Genomic DNA, 23355 nt, shown 5'->3' on the forward strand with positions numbered 1-23355 from the left:
TATGTCTGTCCAAGGGGGGTTAGAACGGGTTATTCTTCGATTACACGGTGTCCGGCCGCTTTCATCAGCCGGTTCATAATAGCCTGTCCAACTCCTTTTTCAGGAAAGGCTTCGCTGTAAATTAAATCAAGCTCTGCATTCTGATTAAACTGGCGGAGAACACCGTAAAGACTCGAGGCAACGGTCTCAAGTTGAAGGATGGATCCGCACGCGAGAACTTCTTCCGCCCTGAACTCTTCCTTATATTCAGAGGTGGTGAGAATGCCGACCTTTTTCCCTTCCGATCTCGCTTCATCTGCGAGCTTTTGCAAAAAATCTCTCGTACCCTTTACGACAGTTAGCGGAGCATTGGGAGCGTAATGAGTATACTTCATACCGGGTGATTTCGGCGCTTGCGTTTCATCGCTTAGAGCCTGGTCTACATGAACCGGTCCGATAACTGCTTCGAGCTGCTCCTGTGTGACACCGCCCGGTCGTAAAATGACAGGAATCGATTTCGTACAATCCAGAACCGTTGATTCGACTCCAACGCCTGTTGCCCCCCCGTCCACGATGCCAGCAATTCTTCCGTCCAAGTCCATCGCCACATGGGCAGCTTCCGTCGGACTAGGCTTTCCGGATAGATTGGCACTTGGCGCCGCAATGGGAACTCCAGCTTCCTTAATTAGAGCAAGGGCAATCGGATGGTCCGGCATGCGAATGGCAACTGTGGATAAACCTGCTGTAACCAATGAAGAGAGCTTTCCCTCTTTTTGCGGCAGGATAACAGTCAGTGCCCCAGGCCAGAACATGCTCATGATTTTCATAGCGTAAGCCGGTATATCACTAACGAGCTCAAGTGCCTGGTTATGGTCTGCAACATGGACGATGAGCGGATTGTCTCCCGGTCTTCCTTTTGCTTCATATATTTTTTTCACCGCTTCATCCGACCCCGCATTGGCTCCAAGGCCATAAACAGTCTCGGTCGGGAAGGCGACGGTTTCGTTTTGGGCAAGTAAAGCTGCTGCCTGTGCAATTTGTGGATAACCTTTGGATAAATCGTTATCTTTATCCACAGTCCAGTGAATCGTATCCATTCTTATCTGACTCCTAACTTTCCTTGTCTGCATTGCTTTTTCAACTAGTTTAACACCCAGACTGCTTTAGTAAAAGCAAGGAACCCCAACAAGCTTTATCCACAAAATGTGGATAAAGCTTGTCATTCGGTGGATAACTATGTTGATAAAGTTATTTAGACCTATTACAAGTGTTCGTTTAATCAGGTATTCTTGACCATTATAACGGATCCTTCTGCTTTGAGTGAGGATTGGATATGTTTTGAGGCAAGCATCTCTTCAGGCAGGTCCGCCTTTGAAGTCCGCTTAAATCCAATAACTTCCAAAAATTCCGTAGAGCCCTGTCCCCCTGCAACGAGATAATAATTTTTGAGTTTCTTTTTGCGCCCTACTTCATGAATGCTTTGAAAGAGCGATAGAATATAAGCCTGATCCAGCTTGTCCGAGACAACAAGCGTCCGCAGCAAACCGCATTCTCCGAAAATCTCAAGTCCGATGCAGGCTGCGATTCTTTTATCCGCATCCGTCATCATGACAAATTGATCCATTTTTTCTTCAATGCCCTCAGCGTTTGAGCCTGCTGCTTCCACAAATTCTATTAACCGGCTCTTATCTGATGGTTCTGCTAATTTTAATTGATAAAACATCGTTCCACCCCATTGTTCTTTGTTACTCCCAATGTATGTGGCTCAACGGTTCATTATGATAAAAAAAGATAGACTGTTCTCTATGAAAACAGTCCGCCCAGCCATTCTGCGAGGAAGAATTTTACTTCTACTTCCTCTTTCTTGCTCTCTACGGAAGCTACCTTTTCTGTTTTTTCCACTTTCTTTTCTTCTTGTTGCACTTCTTTATTTTGTGCTTCTACCGCTTGTCCTGTTGAGAAATCAAGGAAGCATAATGGAGGGAACAGTACGCACCACCAGTTTGCGCCTTCACCATCGCCAAGCGTGATGAGGATTGCTTCGTAATCACCCGCCGGATAAATAAAATCTCCGTAAAGTTTCGTCGGGAAGCGGACACTCGTTCCATACTCCACCTTAATGCTTTGATTCATTCCCTCTTCTATCATTGTTTTCTTCGCGATCTTGTTGATTTCTCCAAGCTCGGAGCGAATCAGTGCTCTTGCTTTTTCGATGGAATCAATATCCTTCACCCAATTGGTAATTTGCTTATTCACTTGATCGCGGATTTTCAGTTTGACGCCCTGATCCTCGGGCGCATCACTGTTTGCAAGTATTCTAAGACGAATCGCTTCCTCTGGTATGACCTTGGGTCCGGTTTGCTCTGCCGCTGCTGCCTGGCTTGCTCCAAGCGGCTGATTATACGTATTTAAAAGCGCTCCCACTGTGATGAACACTAAATATATGATTGCTAATGTTTGTTTTTTCATTTCTCCTCAACCATCCCTTCTCTAGCAACAGTATGGCCGGGAGTTTTGAAAAATAAACACGCAAAATCAAAATCTATGATTCTATATAAAATCCAGCTCTATTGAACGCAGCTGTTGATTTACGCTGCAGGCGTTCGCTTATCCTTGGGCGGGCGGTGAGCCTCCTCCTGGCTTCGCCACTGCGGGGTCTCACCTGTCCCGCTGCTCCCGCAGGAGTCTCACGCCTTCCGCTCCAATCAACAAGTGTAATCAATCAACCTCTTACTTTAACATAGCCTTAAATTCAAGCGAATCTGTTTAAACAGCTCGAGATAATAGCTGATAGTATGCGGGACGAAGGCAGATAAATCAACGGAATCCTCCAGCAAAACTTTTTCTCCGTCCTCTTGTTCTTTGAAGCCTGTGACGTGAAGGAGGTCTCGCTCTCCTAATACCAGTTCCTCAAACTCTCTTAAATCCGCCTTCACCATTCCTGCGACTTCTTCCTTTTGCAGAAAAAAGCCGCTGATAGGGGATTCCTGATGATAGAGATAGACACGGGCAAGCTCACGGTCGATGATGTCTCCGCTGCTGCCTGTCCAGGGAATGGTGCCGAGAGACGCAAGTTCCTGAAACCGGATGCTTAAGCCCAGTTCCTCTTCTACTTCCCTGACACCATCTTCTGCAGTTTCATCAGCCAGCAGATGGCCCGCTGCGGTTATATCGAGCAGGGAGGGATAGTCTTTTTTGCAAGAGCTTCTTAGCTGAAAATAAAGATAGATCCTGTCCATCCAGCGTTCCGTCATCCAGCAGTGAAAGGTTTCATGCCAGTAGCCCTTCCGGTGAACTTCTTCCCGTGTAGCCGTCCCAAGACAGCGGCCGCTTTCATCGAGAACTTTCAGAAGCTCCGTTTCCATCATTAAAGCGCCCCTTTATCTTTCAGCAAACACCATCCGGTCCTTGCCGTTAATATCGAATACCACTTCCACCTTTGCTTCCGGGAATGCCTCTTGAAGCAGACCGGCAACATCTTCTCCCTGTCCTGCCCCAATTTCAAATGAGGCAATGCCCGGCTTATTTAAGAGAGCAGGCATACCGCTGCAAAGCTTCCGGTAGAAATCCAACCCATCTTTGCCACCTGCCAGCGCTCGGTGCGGTTCATGGTCTTTTACGACCTCTGACAGCTGCAGAACATCTTCATCTGGAATATACGGAGGATTGGAGACGATGATATCAAATGAACGGCCTTCCAGCGGTTCATAAAGGTCTCCTTGAACAAAAAAAACCTTTGCGCCGTTCCGCTCCGCATTCCGGCCCGCAACTTCCAGGGATTCCTGTGCGATGTCCGTTCCGGTCACAAGAAGTTCCGGAACTTCAAGCGCAAGTGTAATGGCAATCGCCCCGGAACCTGTTCCGATATCGGCAGCCGTCAGCTGTTTATTCGGCAGATGAGTCTGAATTCTGCTCTTCAGTCCTTCAATTAATTCCTCTGTTTCAGGCCTTGGAATCAGCACTTCTTTATTCACTTCAAATTTTCGACCGTAGAATTCCTCGTATCCGGTCAGGTGCTGAACCGGGACGCCGTCCGCATGTTTTTTTACATCGGCCTTGAACGCTTCCAGTACCTCTTCGCTGATTTCCATTCGGAAATTGGCGAGAAGCGCGGACCGGTTCATATTTAAGTGGTGTCTCAGCAGCCATTCACCGGCATTTTCATCTCTTCCCGCATCGGTTAAAAAAAGAGAAGCCCATTTCAGGGCTTCGAATACAGTTGTCATGCTTAGTTTTCCGCCTGTTCCAGCCTGCTGGACTGATCCTCGACGATGAGCGCATTGATGACATCATCAAGCTTTCCTTCAAGGATTTGATCAAGCTTCTGGATCGTCAGACCGATGCGGTGGTCTGTTACGCGGTTTTGCGGAAAGTTATAGGTGCGAATCCGTTCAGAACGGTCTCCGGAACCGACAGCAAGCTTGCGGTTTTGATCATACTCTGCCTGGGCCTCGCGCTGGAATTTATCATAAACGCGGGCACGGAGTACCTTCATCGCCTTTTCTTTATTTTTAATCTGTGATTTTTCATCCTGGCAGCTTACAACCGTCATGGTCGGAAGATGAGTGAGGCGGACCGCGGACATCGTTGTATTTACACTCTGTCCCCCTGGTCCGCTGGAAGCGAACGTATCAACACGTACATCTTTATCGTGGATTTCCACTTCAACTTCCTCTGCCTCCGGAAGGCATGCAACTGTCGCAGTGGACGTGTGAATACGGCCGCCTGACTCGGTTTCAGGTACACGCTGTACGCGGTGGGCTCCATTTTCAAACTTCATTTTGGAATAGGCACCTTTGCCGTTCAGCATAAAGATAATTTCTTTATAGCCGCCGACACCCGATGAGCTTGCTTCCATTACTTCGGTTTTCCACCCTTGGGCCTCCGCGTATTTGCTGTACATTCTGTATAGATCGGCAGCAAACAAAGCCGCTTCGTCACCGCCTGCTGCTCCGCGGATTTCCATGATTACGTTTTTGTTATCATTTGGATCCTTAGGAACAAGGAGAAGCTTCAATTTATCATTTAAGGATACTTCCTGCTCCTGCAGCTCAGATAGCTCTTCCTTTACCATTTCACGCATATCGCCATCAAGCTTTTCGTCAAGCATCGCCTTTGCGTCTGCGATTTGCTCTCTTACTGCTTTATATTCTCTGTATGCTTCCACTGTATCAGACAGATCAGATTGTTCTTTTGAATATTCTCTCAGCTTATTGGTATCACTGATAATATCAGGATCCATCAATAGCTGATTTAATTTTTCATAACGCTCTTCAACCGCTTGCAAACGATCTAACACGTTCTTCACCTCTGGAGTTTCCTAGCTTATTCTTTCAGCCGGTCTATTTTTATCCCGCAGTAAGTCTCGTTTCCATCTGCGGGGGACAAGGAAAACATAATAATCTCACTTTATCCATAACATTCTAATTATAGTATAGGTCAGGCAAACAATCAAAAGCAATTTGGCCTTTCGTATATGGTAATGTTAAGGAAGAATAGAGAAGGAGGACGGCAAATGATATGATTTCACTAATCGTTCTTTTTATCGCTGTTATGATTATTGCGGCGGCTGGAATAGCCATCTTCATTTCCAAAAAAGAGCAGCAAAAAGGAGAGCTGGATATGACCTTTCGAAACCTGTATGTGTACCTTGTGCTTTTCGCTACATTGATGATGTCGATCGGCGGATCTGTGGGAGTATTTATGTCTGCTGCTGATTATATTTCTACCCCCTCGTATCAGCAGAGCTACACAGATTTTAAAGCTATGAAAGAGGGCAACCCGAAGGAACAAGCAACAGATAAAGAAATCCGGGCACAGTATGAAGATGCCATCCAATTTGAGAAAGAACGCGCAAAAGCAAATGCTATAAACGGAATTATAAAAAGCCTGGGATGGATTGTTATCCCTCTGCCTGTATTCCTGTATTTCCAGCGGCAGGTCCGGCTTTCGAAAAAAGAATAGAAGGAGCTTAAGTATGCTAACGCACATCCACCACATCGCCATTATTTGTTCTGATTATGAAATCTCTAAAGAGTTTTACGTCCATACACTTGGATGCCGTATACTCAAGGAAACGTACCGGGAGGAAAGAAACTCCTACAAGCTGGATCTCGCCGTTGGAGACTCCGGGCAGATTGAGCTTTTCTCCTTTCCTGAACCCCCTCTTCGTCCGACACAGCCGGAAGCAAGAGGCTTAAGGCATTTAGCTTTTGGTACAGAGGATTTGGATGCTGAGGTGGCAAGACTTGCCGAACAGGGCGTGGAATGCGAGCCCGTCAGAATTGACGAACTGACCGGGAAACGCTTCACTTTTTTCCGCGATCCTGACGATTTACCGCTTGAACTGTACGAAAATTGATTCGACAAACCCTCGCGCATTTTCACTACCTTTGCCGAACAGGTTCTTGTTTTGTCTTTTGCAAAGGAGATGAAAGGGAAAGAGCGAATTCCTTTCTTATCAATAGATAGGGGGAATGTTTGATGAACACTGCTGCCGTTGCAAAAGAACTTGGGGTTTCCACAAAAACCATACAGCGCTGGGTAAAGCAATTGGAACTGCCAATGGAACGTAACGAGCTTGGACACTACCATTTCCGGGAAGATGATCTAGATACGTTAAAAAGCGTAAAGGAGCAGCTGCACCATGGCGTCCTCCTGCAAGATATAAAAGCAGAAACCGCACCAGTCCCAACAATGGAAACGAGTGAACCTCCCGCTTTAGCCAGTGATGCTGAAGGCCGTGTAGCCGAGCTTGAAAACCGCCTGAACCTCATGGAGCAGAAAATGAACCTGAAGGCCGATGCCGTCGTGTCCTATCAGCTGCTTCAGCACCGCAGGGAAATGGAAGAGCTGAACCGCAAAATTCAAAAACTCGAACAGACAATTGATATCCTTTTTGCCCAGCTCCCGGATGCCCAGCAGGAGCCTGTGCTTGTGTTTGATAACCAGAAGTTGCAGAAGCGCAGAGGACTCCTGCGCTCTATTTTCAGTTTGTAAACAAGATTGGATGACCTTTCGGGGTTGTCCTTTTTTTGAGGGCTGATTTTTGTAAAGCGGGGGTGGCGGGGGTGGCGGGGTCAGTCCCGTCATCCTTCACCGCATCTGGGGACAGAGGACTCCGCCTCCGAGCCCTTATCTTTCAACGGCTGAGCGATTCGGTGCCGGAGCTTTAGTTCGGTGAAATTTCGCGGGACTGGCACGGTGCCAGTCCCGTTATCCTTCACTGCAGCGGGGGACACAGGACTCCGCCTCTGAACCCTTATCCCTCAACGGCTGAGCAACTCGGTGCCGGAGCTTTAGTTCGGTGAAATTTCGCGGGACTGACCCCTCCTTCACCGCAGCGGGGGACACAGGACTCCGCCTCTGAACCATTATCCCTCAACGGCTGAGCAACTCGGTGCCGGAGCTTTAGTTCGGTGAAATTTCGCGGGACTGACCCCTCCTTTTGAAAAAAGCTGCACTGACCCTCAGCTTATTAAAGAATGAAAGGACGGAGCAAGGAGACTATTTATTCATGTACACCTTGACTTGGCGAGAGATGGGGACGGAGGTTTAACGCTTTAGCAGAGCGGGGTTCAGTGCACATAAAAAACCGCTGCAAACGTGCAGCGGTCTTCCTTATGATAGCAGGGGTCCTCTCGATGTCGTCGGAGAAAGCCAGACCTGCCCCGTTCCCCTGAATGTCTGCAAGTAGCCCTCTCCGCTAGTTGCAGATCCGATGATTCCTTTTGCAGAGCGTTCTACTGTAAATTGGATGCCGCCGGTCCGGAGTATGGCGAAGTTGCCGTCCACCTTCAGCGTATCGTTGTTTAGATCAACTTTTACAACCGCGCCTGCCGGAACGGGACTTTCCAGCACGATAATACCTGTTCCGGAAAGCTTCGTTTGGAATAGTCCTTCTCCGCCTTTTGCAGCAGAGGATAAGTTTTTCATTGATTCAATTCCTACCTCCACTGTTGACTCGCAGCAGTAAAACATGCCTTTATCCACAATGATTGAGTCATTTTCGATTTCAAGCATGAGGAAGTGGCTGAAGCTCGGCTCTAAAAAGATATCCCCGGTTCCCTTATATTTGGGTTTGACTCCTGATTCATTCGTCAGTACGCTGCTTGCAAACTTCTTCATGATTCCTGCCGCTCCGCCAAGCGAGTTATCCATTTCAATGTTTCCCTGCATGTAATGAAGGGCACCCGCTTCGGTTGTAATACTGCCATTTCTCAGTTCAACTGCGATTTGACGAAGGCCCATGCCAAGCTTTTTTGCATAGTACATATCGGTTGGCGAGGTTAAGTATGTACTGCCGTTCAGGTCATTGAATTCCACAATTTTAAACACAGCGTTCTGTGTTTCAAGCTGCTCAATAACGCTGTATACATCCTGATTATTTTGTACGATCATGGTTTCTCCTCCTAAAAAATTCTAATCTATAAGTATCGTACCACATTTGAAACAGTAAAAAACTTCCTTTTGGGACCTTTATGCTGATAAAACAGAAAATCCCTCTATCGCTGATTGTAAGCTAAGAGGGATGGCTGTTTTTTATTTATGAGAAGTCTGGTTTTGTTCACGCGTAAATGCCTGCTTGCCCGGCACCTCGTGATGGTGGCGGCAGCGCGGCTCGTAGGATTCTGACGCTCCGACTAAAATGATTGGATCCTGATAGGCCGCTGGTTTGCCGTCGATCAGGCGCTGTGTGCGGCTTGCGGGAGATCCGCAAACGGAGCAGACAGCCTGGAGCTTTGTAACGGTTTCAGCGATTGCCATTAAATCCGGCATGATGCCAAATGGCTCTCCACGGAAATCCTGATCGAGACCCGCCGCGATAACCCGGTGACCGCGGTCTGCAAGCGTTGTGACCACTTCCATAATGCCGGCATCGAAAAATTGAATCTCGTCGATCGCTACTACATCTGTGTCCTCATCCACGAGCTTCAAAACATCCGCTGATGATGGAACCGGTGAGCAGATAATGGTTGTCCCATTGTGGGAAACGACTTCCTTTTCACTGTATCGATTATCAATGGATGGCTTAAAAACCAGAACGTTCTGTTTAGCATATTGCGCACGGCGCACTCTGCGGATCAGTTCCTCGGATTTCCCTGAAAACATGCTTCCGCAAATGATTTCAAGCCATCCGCTAAATTTCATTACATACATGCAAACGGCCTCTCCCTTCATTCACTGCATTAGGCTGATGGACCGTGTGACAGCCTGTTTATTGCATTTTTACCCTTTGATTATCTTGTCCGAAAGCCGGCTTTACATGCCGAAAGTACCTATGTAAAACGCCTGATTTCGTGTTTTTATCGTAAAAAAACAGGCAAGTGTGAAGACTTGCCTGTTTTTGTTTGAATCTATTTCGAAATTACTTCATACCATATTTTTTATTGAAACGGTCAACACGTCCGCCAGCTTCAGCGAATTTTTGACGTCCAGTGTAGAATGGATGGCACTCAGAGCAAGTCTCGATGCGCACCTCTTCTTTAACAGAACCTGTTTCAAATTCGTTACCGCAAGAACATTTAACCATAACTTTTTTGTAGTTAGGATGGATTCCAGTTTTCATTCTTTTCATCTCCTTCTGCCCTGCATTCTTACCGAATCCAGAGTTATCTTGTTCAAAAAATGGAACTCACCTGAATGAGATCATCTATTTGAACGGCATATGAAAAAAGTATAACAGGGCTTCTCTATGATTGCAAGAAACAAAATTGGAATCATAAAGGAAATCCTACTCGTTTTTTTCTATGACCTTCTTGAACCTGCAGTGCTTGGCTTCATTTCAGCCGACAGCATTTCAAAAAATTCTTCATTGCCTTTTGACTGCTTTAGTTTGCGAAGGAATTTTTCAACAAAGTCAGGTGTATCCGTCATTGATTTGCGGATTGCCCATAGCTTCTCAAGATGTTCCTTTTGAACGAGAAGCTCTTCCTTACGTGTTCCGGAACGGCGGATATCAATGGCAGGGAAAATTCGTTTTTCGGCAAGAGAGCGGTCTAGATGCAGCTCCATATTACCGGTTCCTTTGAACTCCTCGTAAATGACATCATCCATACGGGATCCCGTATCGACTAGTGCCGTTGCAAGAATCGTTAAGCTTCCGCCCTCTTCAATATTACGGGCAGCCCCGAAGAAACGCTTCGGACGGTGGAATGCAGCCGGGTCAATCCCTCCGGAAAGCGTACGTCCGCTTGGAGGAATAACAAGGTTATAGGCACGTGCAAGACGAGTAATGCTGTCCATAAGGATGATTACGTCTTTCTTGTGCTCCACAAGCCTCATCGCACGGTCAAGCACGAGCTCGGCAACCTTAATGTGGTTTTCCGGAACTTCATCAAAGGTTGAGCTGACCACATCGCCTGCAACGGAGCGTTCGATATCCGTTACTTCCTCTGGACGCTCATCGATTAATAGAACAATCAGTTCTGCTTCCGGGTTGTTCGTTGTGATGCTGTTGGCAATTTCCTTCAATAGCATCGTCTTCCCTGCTTTTGGAGGCGCAACAATCAGACCGCGCTGCCCGAATCCAACCGGCGCAATCAGGTCCATAATTCTTGTGGACAGCATGTGCGGCTCTGTTTCAAGCTTAATCTGACGGTCCGGATAAAGCGGCGTCAAAGCTGGGAAGTGAACGCGTTCCTTGGCTGATTCAGGATCGTCGCCATTCACGGCATCGACATGAAGCAATCCGTAGTAACGCTCATTTTCTTTCGGAGGACGAACCTTACCCGAAACCTTATCACCGTTTCTCAGATCAAAACGTCTGATTTGGGATGCAGAAATATAAATATCCTCCGAGCTTGGAGAATAGTTTATCGGTCTAAGGAAACCAAAGCCCTCAGACTGGATGATTTCAAGAACGCCTTCCATGAATAAAAGGTCTTCCTGTTCTGCATCTGCTTTTAAAATAGCAAAAATTAATTCTTTCTTCGTCAACTTGCTGTAGTAAGAGATTTTGAAATGACGAGCATGCTCGTACAATTCTTTCAGCTTCATGTTTTCTAATGAAGAGATGGAAACCTTACTCATGTAAACACCACACTTTTAGCATATAAAATAGACATACTGGTTTTCTTTCCGCCCTATATGTACTTTTGACATTGAAAAATGGATTTCAGGATAGAGAAGGAAAAGAAGGAAAGGCTTGAAGTAGTTGAAAGCAGTGTAATTTGTGAATGTGAATTGCAGCACTCTTTAGTTTTACCTTATTTCACGCGATTAATCAATACGTTTTCGGAGACGTAAAACATTTGAAACAAATGAGGTAACCGGGGCATGGAAGCCCCCGGTCATATAATTACAGAAAAGCGTATTATTTTATAACCAAATTTGGTTTCTTTTTCAAACTGTGCTGGCCGTCGATGAAGCGGACGGTTCCGGATTTGGCTCTCATAACGATGGACTGGGTTGTGCCGCTTGATGCTTTAAACTGCACGCCGCGGAGAAGTTCTCCATCGGTAACTCCGGTGGCAGCGAAGATTGCGTCATCGCCTTTTACGAGATCATCCATTAGAAGGACTTTGTTTACATCCAAACCCATTTTTATGCAGCGATCCAGCTCCTGGTCGTTTTGCGGAAGGAGCTTGCCTTGAATTTCTCCGCCAAGGCATTTCAGCGCTACGGCTGCAAGAACACCCTCAGGTGCTCCGCCGGATCCAAAAAGGATATCGACTCCGGTATGGTCAAAAGCCGTGTTGATCGCACCGGCAACATCACCATCATTAATCAGTTTGATGCGGACACCTGCTTCGCGAAGCTCATTAATGATGCCCTGGTGGCGTTCACGGTTCAAAATCGTAGCAACGATATCTTCAATGTCCTTGTTCTTCGCTTTTGCTACTGCACGAAGGTTGTCCATAATCGGGGCGTTAATGTCAATGCAGCCCACGGCATCCGGTCCTACCGCAATTTTGTCCATGTACATATCCGGAGCATTGAGCATGTTTCCATGATCAGCAACCGCAATAACTGCGAGCGCATTCCAGCCGCCCTGTGCCAGGATATTCGTTCCTTCAAGCGGGTCTACGGCTACGTCTACTCTTGGTCCGTATCCATTCCCAAGCTTTTCTCCAATATAAAGCATTGGAGCTTCATCCATTTCTCCTTCTCCGATTACGACGGTCCCTTTCATTGGAATCGTATCGAAAACATCCCTCATTGCAGATGTTGCGGCATCATCCGCTTCATCCTTCTTTCCCCGGCCCATCCATCTTGCGGATGCAAGTGCTGCGGCCTCTGTTACGCGTACTAGTTCCATCGACAAACTTCTTTCCATCTTTGGTTCCTCCCCTTCGCTGTAACGATACTATGTAAAACCTGCTTCCATTCGGAAACAGGGTATTCACGTTAAGAGTTTTGAATTTGTTCGATTTCCTGAGCGGTTAATTTTTCGCGCCAGATGGTTGCTCCCATATTTGTCAGCTTTTCCTCAAGCTCGCTGTATCCGCGGTCAATATGTTCAAGACCAGTAACCTCGGTGATCCCTTCAGCCATCAGGCCTGCTGTGACAAGAGCGGCACCAGCTCTTAAATCGCTCGCCTTAACCTTTGCCCCTTGAAGCTTATTCGGCCCGGAAACAATGGCGGAACGCCCTTCCACTTTAATAGACGCGCCCATACGGCGAAGCTCGTCAATATGCTTAAAGCGTGCGGAGTAAATCGTATCCGTGACGACGCTTGTCCCATTGGCTTTCGTAAGGAACGAGGTGAACGGCTGCTGGAGATCCGTCGGAAACCCCGGATATACAAGGGTTTTTACATCAACCGGCTTCAGCTCTTTCTGTCCGCCGACAATCCAGATTTGATCGTTGCTCGTTTCAATATGAACTCCGGTTTCCCTCAATTTTGCAATCAGGGATTCCATGTGGAGCGGAATAACGTTGTCAACCAGAACTTCTTTGCCTGCTGCTGCAGCAATAATCATGTAAGTTCCAGCTTCAATCCGGTCCGGAATGATAGAGTGGCGGCAGCCGTGAAGCTTTTCTACACCGTCAATCCGGATTTCGTCCGTTCCCGCTCCCTTGATTCTTGCACCCATACTGGTCAGAAGCGTGGCTACATCAACTATTTCCGGTTCCTTCGCTGCATTTTCAATGATGGTCCGGCCTTTTGCAAGAACGGCTGCAAGCATAATATTGATGGTCGCGCCAACGCTGACTACATCTAAATAAATACGTGCGCCTCTTAATTCTTCTGCCCGGAGATAAATCGCACCCTGTTCATTTGTTACCTGTGCTCCAAGCGCCTCAAAGCCTTTAATGTGCTGGTCAATCGGACGCGGTCCGAGGTGGCATCCGCCTGGAAGTCCAATCACTGCTTTTTTAAACCGTCCGAGCATTGCGCCCATCAGATAGTAAGAGGCTCTTAGTTTTTTTACCTTTCCGTTTGGAAGCGGCATTGAAATCATGTTCTCTGGCTGTACGTGCATTTCCCCGTTTTGAAAGTCGACTTTCCCGCCTACTTCCTCAAGCAGATCCTTCAAAATATGCACATCTGATATATTTGGCAAACCTTCAATAATGACAGATGATTCAGCTAAAATGGTCGCTGGGATCAGCGCTACCGCACTGTTTTTTGCCCCGCTGATTGAAACGGAACCTTTCAGCAAATCACCGCCGGCAATTTTCAATTTTTCCATGATGGTCTCCTTCCTAAGAAGCTGACATGTTAAGAGCACTTTTCAACAAATTCTCCATAATTCCGACAGAACATACTCCGTATATGAAAAATAAAATCCCTCTGAATGGGAAGTTAAAAAATGACCTGTTTCCATTGTAAATTAAATTCCATCGATCCTCAAATGAAGCTCTCAACGAGAAGTTCCGTTCCTCGCTTTACGAGGACGGCACCCTTATCAGAACTTCCTTTAAGAATAGTAGATGATGAGGGGATTTACAAATTTAAACTTAGCGTTTCTTTAGCACACGCCGCGGTCCTAGCAAAACTTCCTCCCTATGAGCGCCCTCCGCTTTTCTACTTGTTAAGCTACGGGCGCTGTGCCGCAGGGTCATTTCACTTCCTCGGTCGAGGGCCTTCACGATGAAGGCCCGTTCAGCGTTGCGACAGGACGTCGCGATCTTAGCAGAACTTCCTTACTCGACGCCCTCCGCTTTTCTATTTGTCTAGCTCCGGCGGCTAGCTGTTCGGACGCTTCCGCTTTTCTGGTAGACCGCATAAATGGCAAGCACGAAGCTTGCCATTTATATCTGCCTATTTACTTGTCCGCTGATTAAGCTCGGTTGTTCCAGTCGGCAAGAAACTTCTCAATCCCCTGTTCCGTAAGAGGGTGCTTGAATAGCTGATGAATTACTTTCAGTGGGATGGTGGCAATGTGCGCACCATTTAATGCTGCATCCGTAACGTGCATTGGATGGCGGATTGAAGCGGCGATAATTTCTGTATCCAGTCCGTGAAGGTCAAAAATTTCAGAGATTGTCGCAATTAAATCCAGTCCGTCCTGACCTATATCATCCAGTCTCCCAAGGAAAGGAGAAACGTACGTTGCTCCTGCACGCGCTGCAAGAAGCGCTTGGTTTGCACTGAAAATAAGGGTTACGTTCGTCTTAATTCCAAGCTCCGAGAATTCTTTAACCGCTTTTAGTCCATCTGGTGTCATAGGGACTTTTACGGTAATGTTTGGAGCGATTTTCGCTAGTTCTTTACCTTCTTCGATCATTTCTTCGGCTTTTAAAGAAATGACTTCTGCACTGACCGAACCTTTAACTATGTCCGTAATTTCTCTTAGTCTATCATGAAAGGAAATATTTTCTTTGGCTACTAAACTCGGGTTTGTCGTAACACCTGCAAGGATGCCCATCTCCTGGGCTTCTTTGATTTCTTCAAGGTTTGCTGTATCAATGAAAAATTTCATTCTATCCCGCTCCCTTATCAAAATCTGAAAACTAAAACTTGTTATCGCTTTCTTTTTATATCTGTGAAAACCGTCTCGTAAAAGACGGTTTTCAATTGTTGGAAATTACGCTCTGTTTGAAGAACCGAATTCGCGCATTTTGCCTTGAACCGTTTCTTTGATTGCATCGCGAGCTGGTCCAAGATATTTGCGTGGATCGTACTCCTCAGGTTTTGCAGCAAGCACTTCACGAACCGTTCTTGCAGAAGCAATTTGGTTCTCTGTGTTCACGTTGATTTTAGCTGTTCCGAAAGAAATAGCTTTTTGGATATCGTGAGTCGGGATACCTGTTCCGCCGTGAAGAACTAGCGGAAGGCCAGTAGCCGCACCGATTTCTTCCATTTCTTTGAAACCAAGGTTTGGTTCACCTTTGTAAGGACCGTGTACAGATCCAAGTGCAGGTGCAAGCGTGTCGATTCCAGTACGCTCAACAAGCTCCTGGCACTCTTTAGGGTCAGCGTAGATTACGCCTTCAGCGATTACGTCATCTTCCTGTCCGCCAACTGTTCCAAGCTCAGCTTCAACAGATATACCGTGGAAATGAGCAAGCTCAACCACTTTGGATGTCTCAGCAATGTTCTCTTCGAACGGATGGTGAGAAGCATCGATCATAACAGATGTGAAACCTGCATGAATTGCTTTTGCACAAGATTCGAAGCTTGAACCGTGGTCAAGGTGAATGGCAACAGGTACCGTCACTTTGTATTCGTCCATTAGAGCTTTAACCAAAGCCACAACGGTTTTGAAGCCGCCCATGTAACGTGCAGCACCTTCAGAAACACCTAAAATAACCGGTGATTTTTCTTCTTGTGCAGCTTGAAGAATCGCTTGAGTAAACTCAAGGTTGTTCAGGTTGAATTGACCAACAGCGTAGCCTTCGCTTTTGGCTTTTTGAAGCATTTCTGTCATTGATACTAAAGGCATATCAAATATCCTCCTTGTATAGCCTGATTTTGCTAAACCCGAAAAGCCTATCAAATCTAGCTTGACCAGAAAATTTCCTGTATATGTAACTAAGAAATGGATGCATAGCTTTTCTCAATCAATAGCATACCAATAACAAGAAAAAACGGCAACTTTTCGACACAAGTCCAAAAATTCAAACTACTTCTCAGTTTGATCTGATTGGAAGGTGTTTCTTGACAGCTGCACGAATCTCATCAATATCAAATGGTTTGGCGAAATGAGTAAGCGCCCCAAGATCTTTCGCCTCTTGAATCATATCCAATTCTCCATACGCTGTCATGATAATGACACGGATGTTGGGCTCAACAAGCTTCATTCTCTTTAGGATTTCAATTCCATCCATTCCAGGAATTTCCATGTCCAGCAGAACGAGATCAGGTGGTGTTTGCTCCAGAATTTCCAATGCTTGAAAACCGCTTGCAGCCTGGTACGTGTCGTAGCCTTCTTTTTGGAAGACCTCATTTAATAAAATTCTGATCCCGTACTGATCGTCCACGATTAATATTTTCTCTTTCGCCATCTCTGCACCTCTTCACGTTTTTTCCTTATGACCTATGATACTTATTCTTTTAAGAAGGTCAATCTCCTGCCTCTTATTGGATATTGTTTAACATTTTGTCTTTTAGGCCGAAATTCCGTATAATGCCTGTGAATAGGAATTGTACAGAAGGAGTTTTTCCCATGCTAAAAATATTTTCCACCCAGCTCGCCGGACAGTTTCAGCGCATACAAAGCCAGGAGGAATTTTCAATAGAGGATGGAGCAAGATTGCTTGCACAGGCTTGTACAGGAGACGGCACCATTTACATTCACGGATTCAGCGAACTTTCTGGGATTGTTACAGAAGCATCGCAAAGCCTCGAGCCTTTCCCAAAGGCAAAACCGCTCTTCCGGGAAAACAGAGAAATGGAAACCGTACTCCCCGCTGACCGGGTGCTGCTCTTTACTAGACTTTCTACTGACCATGATGCCATTGAACTTGCCAATCAGCTTCAGGAAGCAGGAGTTCAAACTGTTGGAGTATCTGCTCTTAATGGGGATTCCGGTTTGGAGAGCGCCGTGGATATTCATATTGACTCAAAACTAAAGAAACCGATGATTCCTGCAGAAGACGGCAGCCGCTACGGATTTCCTGCCATTATGACAGGGCTGTTTGTTTATTACGCTCTCAAGTTTACCATTGAAGAAATACTCGCTGAATATCTAGAGGATGAAGAAGATCTGTAACCGAAAAAAATCCTGACGGAGAAACCGTCAGGATTTTTGCATTACTTATAGTTTTTCTGAAGCTTTCAAGGAAGCTTGAATAAAATCACGGAATAGCGGCTGCGGACGTGTTGGACGAGACGTGAATTCCGGATGGAATTGAGACGCTACAAACCAAGGGTGATCCTTCAGCTCAATAATTTCAACCAGTCTTCCGTCCGGGCTTGTACCGGAGAACATGAATCCTGACTCCTCCATCGCTTGACGGTATTCATTGTTGAACTCGTAGCGATGGCGGTGGCGTTCATATACAACTTCATCTGCATAAGCTTCCATTGCTTTAGAGCCTTCCGTCAATTTGCAAGGGTAGATTCCAAGACGCAATGTTCCGCCAAGATCTTCGATATCCTTTTGTTCAGGAAGAAGGTCGATGACTGCATGCGGTGTAAGAGGATCAATTTCTGCAGAATGAGCCCCTTCCAGTCCAAGCACATTACGTGCATATTCAATCGATGCTACCTGCATTCCAAGGCAGATTCCGAAGAATGGCACTCGGTTTTCACGCGCGAACTTAGTTGCGGCGATTTTGCCTTCCACTCCGCGGTCTCCAAATCCTCCAGGAACAAGAATTCCGTCGGCATTCGCAAGAAGAGTGCTGACATTTTCATCGGTTACTTCTTCTGCATTGATCCAATCGATGCTGATATCCGAATCAAATGCATACCCTGCATGGCGAAGTGCTTCAACGACTGAAATGTATGCATCCTGCAATTCAACATACTTTCCGACAAGCGCAATGCGGGTCGTTTTAGAAAGATTGGTTACACGGTGAACAAGCTCTTTCCACTCCTCCATGTTCGGCTCCGGGCAATCAAGCTTCAAGTGTTCACATGTAATGGTGTCGAGCTTCTGATCCTGAAGCGCAAGAGGAATCGAATAAAGCGTGTCTGCATCGCGGCACTCGATGACAGCTTTTGCGTCGATGTCGCAGAATAGAGCGATTTTATCCTTCATATCCTGGGAAATCGGCATTTCCGTACGGGCAACAATCACATTCGGCTGGATGCCCAGACTTCTTAATTCTTTCACACTATGCTGTGTAGGCTTTGTTTTCATCTCACCAGCTGCCTTGATATAAGGCACAAGCGTACAGTGAATGTACATGACGTTGTCACGGCCGATATCACTTTTGATTTGGCGAATGGCTTCAAGGAATGGAAGAGACTCAATATCCCCTACTGTTCCGCCAATCTCTGTGATAACGACATCCGCATTTGTTTCTTTGCCGGCACGGAATACTTTGTCTTTAATTTCATTTGTAATGTGCGGGATAACCTGAACAGTTCCGCCAAGGTAATCACCGCGGCGTTCCTTTTTCAGCACCGTGGAATAAACTTTTCCCGTCGTCACGTTGCTGTATTTATTAAGGTTAATATCGATAAAACGCTCATAATGGCCCAGATCCAAATCCGTTTCTGCGCCATCTCCGGTTACGAATACTTCCCCATGCTGATACGGGCTCATCGTTCCCGGATCCACATTAATGTAAGGATCGAATTTTTGAATGGTTACGTTCAATCCTCTGTTTTTTAGCAAGCGGCCAAGCGATGCCGCTGTGATACCTTTTCCGAGCGACGAGACAACACCGCCGGTTACGAAAATATACTTTGTCATTTGATGGTCTTCCCCCTCGCGAGATGCAGTCTTTGTATAATTTGTGCTAAAACCAGCCAATTTAGTAATTGAAATGGAGCATGGCTGACAGCACGGATGAATGATGAAACGGTCGTATGCTTACTGAGAAAAATAAGAAAGCTCCCTTCCAATTTCTTAGAAGGGAGCTGATATTATAATCATCATAAAAGCACTTAAAAAGAGCCCAAATAAAATATTACTCACTTCGATGTCGAAAGTCAAGATGAATCTTATTCTTTATCTTCTTCATCCTCGTCCGTATCATCTTCATCGTCATCATCAAGATCTTCATCGTCAATGATTTCCAGTTCATCATCGTCCTCGTCGTCTACATCCGTATCATCGAGGTCTGGATCCACTGCTTCCTCTTCCTCGTCATAATCTTCGAGGTCGTCAAAATCAAGATCCTCTTCTTCATCCGCTTCTTCGAAGTCATCTTCTTCAAAGTCATCTGCCACTGCAGCAGCTTTCTTCGTTTTCTTTTTCTTCGCTTTCGGAGCTACAGTCATTTCTTCTTCAAGCGTATCCACTGGATATCTGTTGCGGAGTCCCCACTTGTTATCGCCTACAGCAATGAAGCGGCCATCAATATTCAGGTCTGTATAAAATTGGGCAATTTTATCCTCAACCTGCTCTTGAGTAAGACCTGCTAATTTAGTAATTTCTTTCATTAAATCCTTAAAATCAACTGGTTCTTTTTTATCCGTCATTAATCCATGAGCAATTTCGATCAATGCCATATCTTTAATTTCTTCTTTAGAGTATTGCTTTAAACTCAACGTAAGGCACTCCCTTTCTTATTCGACCATTCTTGATCCCGCATTAACGTACAGTTAAATTCCCGCAAATGGGAATTTACCTTTATTTAAAGGCTGAAAAGGGCTGAACCTAACGGCCGCAAGCCTTCTCGCCTGTATGTAAACCTAGCTGAAGACACAAAATCATATCTTTCATTATAAACAAATTCTAGCACTTTATGCTAGCTTTCTGTGAAAAAAAGAAGGCTGCCCTGAAAATAAGCTTCGTTAAAAATAAGGGTAAGGTTTAAACAGATTGCTTATCTTCCTGCCTCATGATCTGAATTTTATCAGCATCGCAGTCTCTGTTTAAGGCGCCCGCTTATTCTTGGACGGGTTCACCGAAGCGGACGGACAGCCTGAAGCCGGATCTGTTACAACCATCTAAAACCACAGCTGTTTTTCGCAGTATACAGCGCGCGAGTATGATAGGTTTGCACAATGAGAACCAGCCCGGTTCGCCATAGTAAAAAAATCAGGCAGTGCCTGACACTGCCTGATTTCTGCTTACATATTCCGGCGATACTGCCCGCCTGCTTCGTATAGAGCAGCCGTGATTTGGCCGAGACTTGCGTATTGGACGGTGTTCATTAGTTCCTTGAACAGGTTTCCGTTGGTCATTGCGGTGTGCTGCAGTTTTTCCAATGCTTTTTCTGCTTCTTTTTCATGCCGTTTTTGGAAGGCTAGGAGATTTTGAATCTGTGTCTCTTTTTCTTCCTTTGAAGCACGGGCAATTTCCATGTTATCCAGTTCTTCTTCCGAAGGCGGATTTGGATTTAAGTACGTATTCACACCGATAATCGGAAGCTCGCCATTGTGCTTCTTCATTTCATAGTGCATGGATTCATCCTGAATTTTCCCGCGCTGGTACTGTGTTTCCATTGCACCAAGTACACCGCCGCGTTCGTTGATGCGGTCGAACTCTTCGAGGACTGCCGCTTCCACTAAATCGGTAAGCTCTTCAATGATAAATGAGCCCTGAAGCGGATTTTCATTTTTCGTCAGGCCGTGTTCTTTCGTAATGATCATCTGGATGGCCATCGCCCGGCGAACAGATTCTTCTGTTGGCGTTGTGATCGCTTCATCATATGCGTTCGTGTGAAGCGAATTGCAGTTATCATGAAGAGCCATTAATGCCTGCAGGGTAGTCCTGATGTCGTTGAAGTCGATTTCCTGGGCATGCAGGGATCTCCCGGACGTCTGGACATGGTATTTTAGCTTTTGGCTTCGTTCGTTTGCTCCATATTTATCACGCATGACCGTTGCCCAGATTCTTCTTGCCACACGTCCGATCACGGTATATTCAGGGTCAAGCCCATTACTGAAGAAGAAGGACAGATTCGGTGCAAAATGATCGATGTTCATGCCTCTGCTTAAATAGTATTCAACATACGTAAAGCCGTTGGCCAGTGTAAAGGCCAGCTGCGAAATCGGATTGGCTCCGGCTTCTGCGATGTGGTACCCGGAAATGGAGACGGAATAGTAGTTACGTACCTTTTCCTCAATGAAATACTGCTGAATGTCCCCCATCAGTTTAAGGGCGAATTCGGTAGAGAAGATACACGTGTTCTGTCCCTGATCTTCTTTCAAAATATCCGCTTGAACCGTCCCGCGTACCGTCTGCAGTGTATACGCCTTTATTTCTGCAGCTTCCGACTCACTCAGCTCGCGTCCAAGCTCTTCTTTTTTCCGGTCAAGCTGCTGTTGGATCGCTGTGTTCATAAACATCGCAAGGATGATGGGTGCCGGTCCGTTAATGGTCATCGAAACAGAGGTGGATGGCGCACAAAGGTCGAAGCCCGTGTACAGTTTTTTCATATCATCAAGTGTACAGATGCTTACGCCGCTCTCCCCGACTTTCCCATAAATATCAGGGCGGTGTGCAGGGTCTTCTCCATAAAGAGTAACTGAATCAAAAGCTGTGCTTAAACGTTTTGCCGAATCATCCTTGGACAGATAATGAAAACGGCGGTTCGTTCTTTCAGGCGTTCCTTCTCCTGCGAACTGCCTTTTCGGATCCTCCCCTTCGCGTTTGAACGGGAAAACGCCTGCTGTGTAAGGGAAGGAGCCCGGAACATTCTCCCGGTAAATCCAGCGTAAAATATCGCCTTGATCCTTGTAGGCCGGCAGGGAAATCTTTGGAATCCTCAAACCGGATAGGGAAACGGTTTTCAGCTGGGTGACTAGCTCTTTATCGCGAATCTTCGTTACAAATTGATCGCCTTTGTATTGTTCTTTTAGAGGTTCCCAGTTTTCCAGATGGTTGTTGGATTCTTTCGTAAGTTCTTCTTTCATTTGCTCTTTTATCGCTTGAAGTGCAGAAGCCGTTTCTTCTTTCCCTTCTGTTTCAGGAAGAAGAGAGAGCACGCCATCGAGCTGATAAAGCTTTGTCGCAATAACAGCCTGCTGCTCTGCTTTTTTATGATAATTCCGGACAGTATCGCTGATTTCACGGAGGTAATAGCGGCGTTCACTTGGGATGATGACGTTTTGTTTTTTTACATCGGTCACCATTTCAAGAGAGGAATTCCACTCTTTTCCGGTTTTTTCACGAATCGTATGAAGCAGCGCCTGGAAAAGGGTATTGGTGCCGGGATCGTTAAATTGGCTGGCGATTGTTCCGTAGACAGGCATTTCATCCAAATCCTGTTCAAACAGAGTCCGGCTGCGCTGGTATTGCTTTTGAACCTGACGTTTTGCATCCTCAGATCCTTTGCGCTCAAACTTATTAATAACAATTAAATCCGCGTAATCAATCATATCTATTTTTTCGAGCTGAGTTGGTGCTCCGTACTCGCTTGTCATCACATACATGGAAAGATCGCAAATATCGGTAATACCCGCATCCCCTTGGCCGATTCCGCTTGTTTCCACGACAATCAGGTCATATCCTGCTGCCTTCACGACAGAGATGGCATCCTTGATCGCAAGGGAAAGCTCCGATCTGGATTGCCTTGTTGCAAGGCTTCGCATATATACTCTTGGATTAAAGATGGCATTCATGCGGATACGGTCTCCAAGCAGCGCTCCGCCCGTTTTTTGCTTTGTCGGATCAACGGACAGAATAGCAATCTTCATTTCCGGTATTTCATTTATGAAGCGGCGGATCAATTCATCAGTTAAGGAGCTTTTACCGGCTCCGCCTGTTCCTGTGATTCCGATGACAGGTGCACTTGATTCCGTCTGATTCAGTCCAGCGATCAGCTGCTCGGCAGCCGCTGCAGCCTCATCCTTTTCACTTACACGCGCTTCCGCCAATGTGATGAGCTTTGCCACCGCCGTCACACTGCCGTTTTTCAGTTCCTCAAGCTCACTTCCAAGCTTCACAACAGTTGGAAAGTCACACTCTTCCAACATTTGATTAATCATGCCCTGCAGGCCATTTTTCCGGCCATCCTCCGGTGAGAAAATCCTGGAAATCCCGTATTCGTGCAATTCTTTTATTTCCCGAGGAATAATGACACCGCCTCCTCCGCCGTAAATCCGGATATGCGGTGCACCCTTTTCTTTCAGCAAGTCCAGCATGTATTTGAAGTATTCGACATGACCTCCCTGATACGAGGAAATTGCAATCCCCTGTGCATCCTCTTGAATGGCTGCATCCACTACTTCCTCCACGGACCGGTTGTGGCCCAGGTGAATGACCTCCGCTCCGCTTCCCTGCAAAATGCGTCTCATAATGTTGATGGATGCATCATGACCATCAAACAAGCTTGAAGCTGTTACAAAACGCACGGCATGCTTTGGCTTGTAAATATGCATGTTCCGCTTCCCCCTTCGTTTCACCGCCCATCCCAATACG

General features: G+C 46.2%; 22 protein-coding genes. 4 read left to right on the forward strand and 18 right to left on the reverse strand.

Going from position 1 to position 23355, the window contains the following annotated elements; all coding sequences use genetic code 11:
- Nucleotides 1-29: 29 nt before the first annotated feature.
- The 6 genes from J9317_RS19170 to prfA form a co-directional block, all read right to left on the reverse strand.
- Entirely contained in the window at nt 30-1076 is a 1047-nt protein-coding gene (locus J9317_RS19170) for an L-threonylcarbamoyladenylate synthase (RefSeq protein WP_211561589.1), read from the reverse strand.
- 182 nt (nt 1077-1258) lie between these two features.
- On the reverse strand, nt 1259-1702 hold the full coding sequence (locus J9317_RS19175) for a GNAT family N-acetyltransferase (RefSeq protein WP_211561591.1): 444 nt from the start codon (nt 1700-1702) through the stop codon (nt 1259-1261).
- An 80-nt stretch (nt 1703-1782) separates the two neighbouring features.
- On the reverse strand, nt 1783-2448 hold the full coding sequence (gene spoIIR / locus J9317_RS19180; RefSeq protein ID WP_211561593.1) for a stage II sporulation protein R: 666 nt from the start codon (nt 2446-2448) through the stop codon (nt 1783-1785).
- A gap of 266 nt (nt 2449-2714) precedes the next feature.
- A complete protein-coding gene (locus J9317_RS19185) occupies nt 2715-3347 on the reverse strand; it encodes an NUDIX hydrolase (protein WP_249292250.1) in 633 nt (210 codons plus the stop codon).
- A 12-nt stretch (nt 3348-3359) separates the two neighbouring features.
- Entirely contained in the window at nt 3360-4205 is an 846-nt protein-coding gene (prmC, locus tag J9317_RS19190) for a peptide chain release factor N(5)-glutamine methyltransferase (protein WP_211561595.1), read from the reverse strand.
- A gap of 2 nt (nt 4206-4207) precedes the next feature.
- Nucleotides 4208-5278, reverse strand: a complete 1071-nt coding sequence (gene prfA, locus J9317_RS19195; protein ID WP_211562516.1) for a peptide chain release factor 1 — start codon at nt 5276-5278, stop codon at nt 4208-4210.
- 221 nt (nt 5279-5499) lie between these two features.
- Between prfA and J9317_RS19200 the strand changes: the two genes are divergently transcribed.
- The 3 genes from J9317_RS19200 (at nt 5500) to J9317_RS19210 (ending at nt 6978) form a co-directional block, all read left to right on the forward strand.
- Nucleotides 5500-5943, forward strand: a complete 444-nt coding sequence (locus J9317_RS19200; RefSeq protein ID WP_211561596.1) for a hypothetical protein — start codon at nt 5500-5502, stop codon at nt 5941-5943.
- Nucleotides 5944-5956: 13 nt separating this feature from the next.
- Nucleotides 5957-6340 (forward strand): SMU1112c/YaeR family gloxylase I-like metalloprotein, encoded by a 384-nt coding sequence (gene gloA2, locus J9317_RS19205; RefSeq protein ID WP_211561598.1) that lies wholly within the window; start codon nt 5957-5959, stop codon nt 6338-6340.
- A gap of 122 nt (nt 6341-6462) precedes the next feature.
- Nucleotides 6463-6978 (forward strand): MerR family transcriptional regulator, encoded by a 516-nt coding sequence (locus J9317_RS19210; protein ID WP_211561600.1) that lies wholly within the window; start codon nt 6463-6465, stop codon nt 6976-6978.
- 621 nt (nt 6979-7599) lie between these two features.
- Here the strand turns inward: J9317_RS19210 and J9317_RS19215 are convergent.
- The 9 genes from J9317_RS19215 to J9317_RS19255 all read right to left on the reverse strand — a co-directional run bounded on the left by J9317_RS19215 (nt 7600) and on the right by J9317_RS19255 (nt 16375).
- Entirely contained in the window at nt 7600-8379 is a 780-nt protein-coding gene (locus J9317_RS19215; protein WP_211561602.1) for an AIM24 family protein, read from the reverse strand.
- A 141-nt stretch (nt 8380-8520) separates the two neighbouring features.
- Nucleotides 8521-9138, reverse strand: a complete 618-nt coding sequence (locus J9317_RS19220; protein WP_211561604.1) for a thymidine kinase — start codon at nt 9136-9138, stop codon at nt 8521-8523.
- 208 nt (nt 9139-9346) lie between these two features.
- Complete coding sequence (gene rpmE / locus J9317_RS19225; protein WP_035408007.1) at nt 9347-9547, reverse strand: 50S ribosomal protein L31; 201 nt, start codon at nt 9545-9547, stop codon at nt 9347-9349.
- A 179-nt stretch (nt 9548-9726) separates the two neighbouring features.
- Complete coding sequence (rho, locus tag J9317_RS19230; RefSeq protein ID WP_211561606.1) at nt 9727-11010, reverse strand: transcription termination factor Rho; 1284 nt, start codon at nt 11008-11010, stop codon at nt 9727-9729.
- A 283-nt stretch (nt 11011-11293) separates the two neighbouring features.
- Complete coding sequence (glpX, locus tag J9317_RS19235; protein ID WP_211561608.1) at nt 11294-12256, reverse strand: class II fructose-bisphosphatase; 963 nt, start codon at nt 12254-12256, stop codon at nt 11294-11296.
- A 71-nt stretch (nt 12257-12327) separates the two neighbouring features.
- The gene (murA, locus tag J9317_RS19240; RefSeq protein WP_211561610.1) at nt 12328-13617 is read right to left on the reverse strand and encodes a UDP-N-acetylglucosamine 1-carboxyvinyltransferase; all 1290 of its coding nucleotides are present in this window, start codon (nt 13615-13617) and stop codon (nt 12328-12330) included.
- A 591-nt stretch (nt 13618-14208) separates the two neighbouring features.
- On the reverse strand, nt 14209-14850 hold the full coding sequence (fsa, locus tag J9317_RS19245; protein WP_211561612.1) for a fructose-6-phosphate aldolase: 642 nt from the start codon (nt 14848-14850) through the stop codon (nt 14209-14211).
- A gap of 105 nt (nt 14851-14955) precedes the next feature.
- On the reverse strand, nt 14956-15813 hold the full coding sequence (locus J9317_RS19250) for a class II fructose-bisphosphate aldolase (RefSeq protein WP_211561614.1): 858 nt from the start codon (nt 15811-15813) through the stop codon (nt 14956-14958).
- Nucleotides 15814-16000: 187 nt separating this feature from the next.
- Nucleotides 16001-16375 (reverse strand): response regulator, encoded by a 375-nt coding sequence (locus J9317_RS19255; RefSeq protein WP_211561616.1) that lies wholly within the window; start codon nt 16373-16375, stop codon nt 16001-16003.
- A gap of 161 nt (nt 16376-16536) precedes the next feature.
- On the opposite strand from J9317_RS19255, the gene J9317_RS19260 reads away from it, so the two are divergent.
- Complete coding sequence (locus tag J9317_RS19260; protein WP_211561617.1) at nt 16537-17082, forward strand: DUF2529 domain-containing protein; 546 nt, start codon at nt 16537-16539, stop codon at nt 17080-17082.
- A 45-nt stretch (nt 17083-17127) separates the two neighbouring features.
- On the opposite strand, the gene pyrG is transcribed toward J9317_RS19260, so the two are convergent.
- From pyrG to icmF, 3 genes are all read right to left on the reverse strand, one after another.
- Nucleotides 17128-18735 (reverse strand): CTP synthase, encoded by a 1608-nt coding sequence (gene pyrG, locus J9317_RS19265; RefSeq protein ID WP_211561618.1) that lies wholly within the window; start codon nt 18733-18735, stop codon nt 17128-17130.
- A gap of 251 nt (nt 18736-18986) precedes the next feature.
- A complete protein-coding gene (rpoE, locus tag J9317_RS19270) occupies nt 18987-19535 on the reverse strand; it encodes a DNA-directed RNA polymerase subunit delta (protein WP_211561619.1) in 549 nt (182 codons plus the stop codon).
- A gap of 525 nt (nt 19536-20060) precedes the next feature.
- Complete coding sequence (icmF, locus tag J9317_RS19275) at nt 20061-23315, reverse strand: fused isobutyryl-CoA mutase/GTPase IcmF (protein ID WP_211561620.1); 3255 nt, start codon at nt 23313-23315, stop codon at nt 20061-20063.
- Nucleotides 23316-23355: the final 40 nt, after the last annotated feature.

Origin of the sequence: Metabacillus flavus (assembly GCF_018283675.1) — a bacterium.
GTDB lineage: Bacteria > Bacillota > Bacilli > Bacillales > Bacillaceae > Metabacillus_B > Metabacillus_B flavus.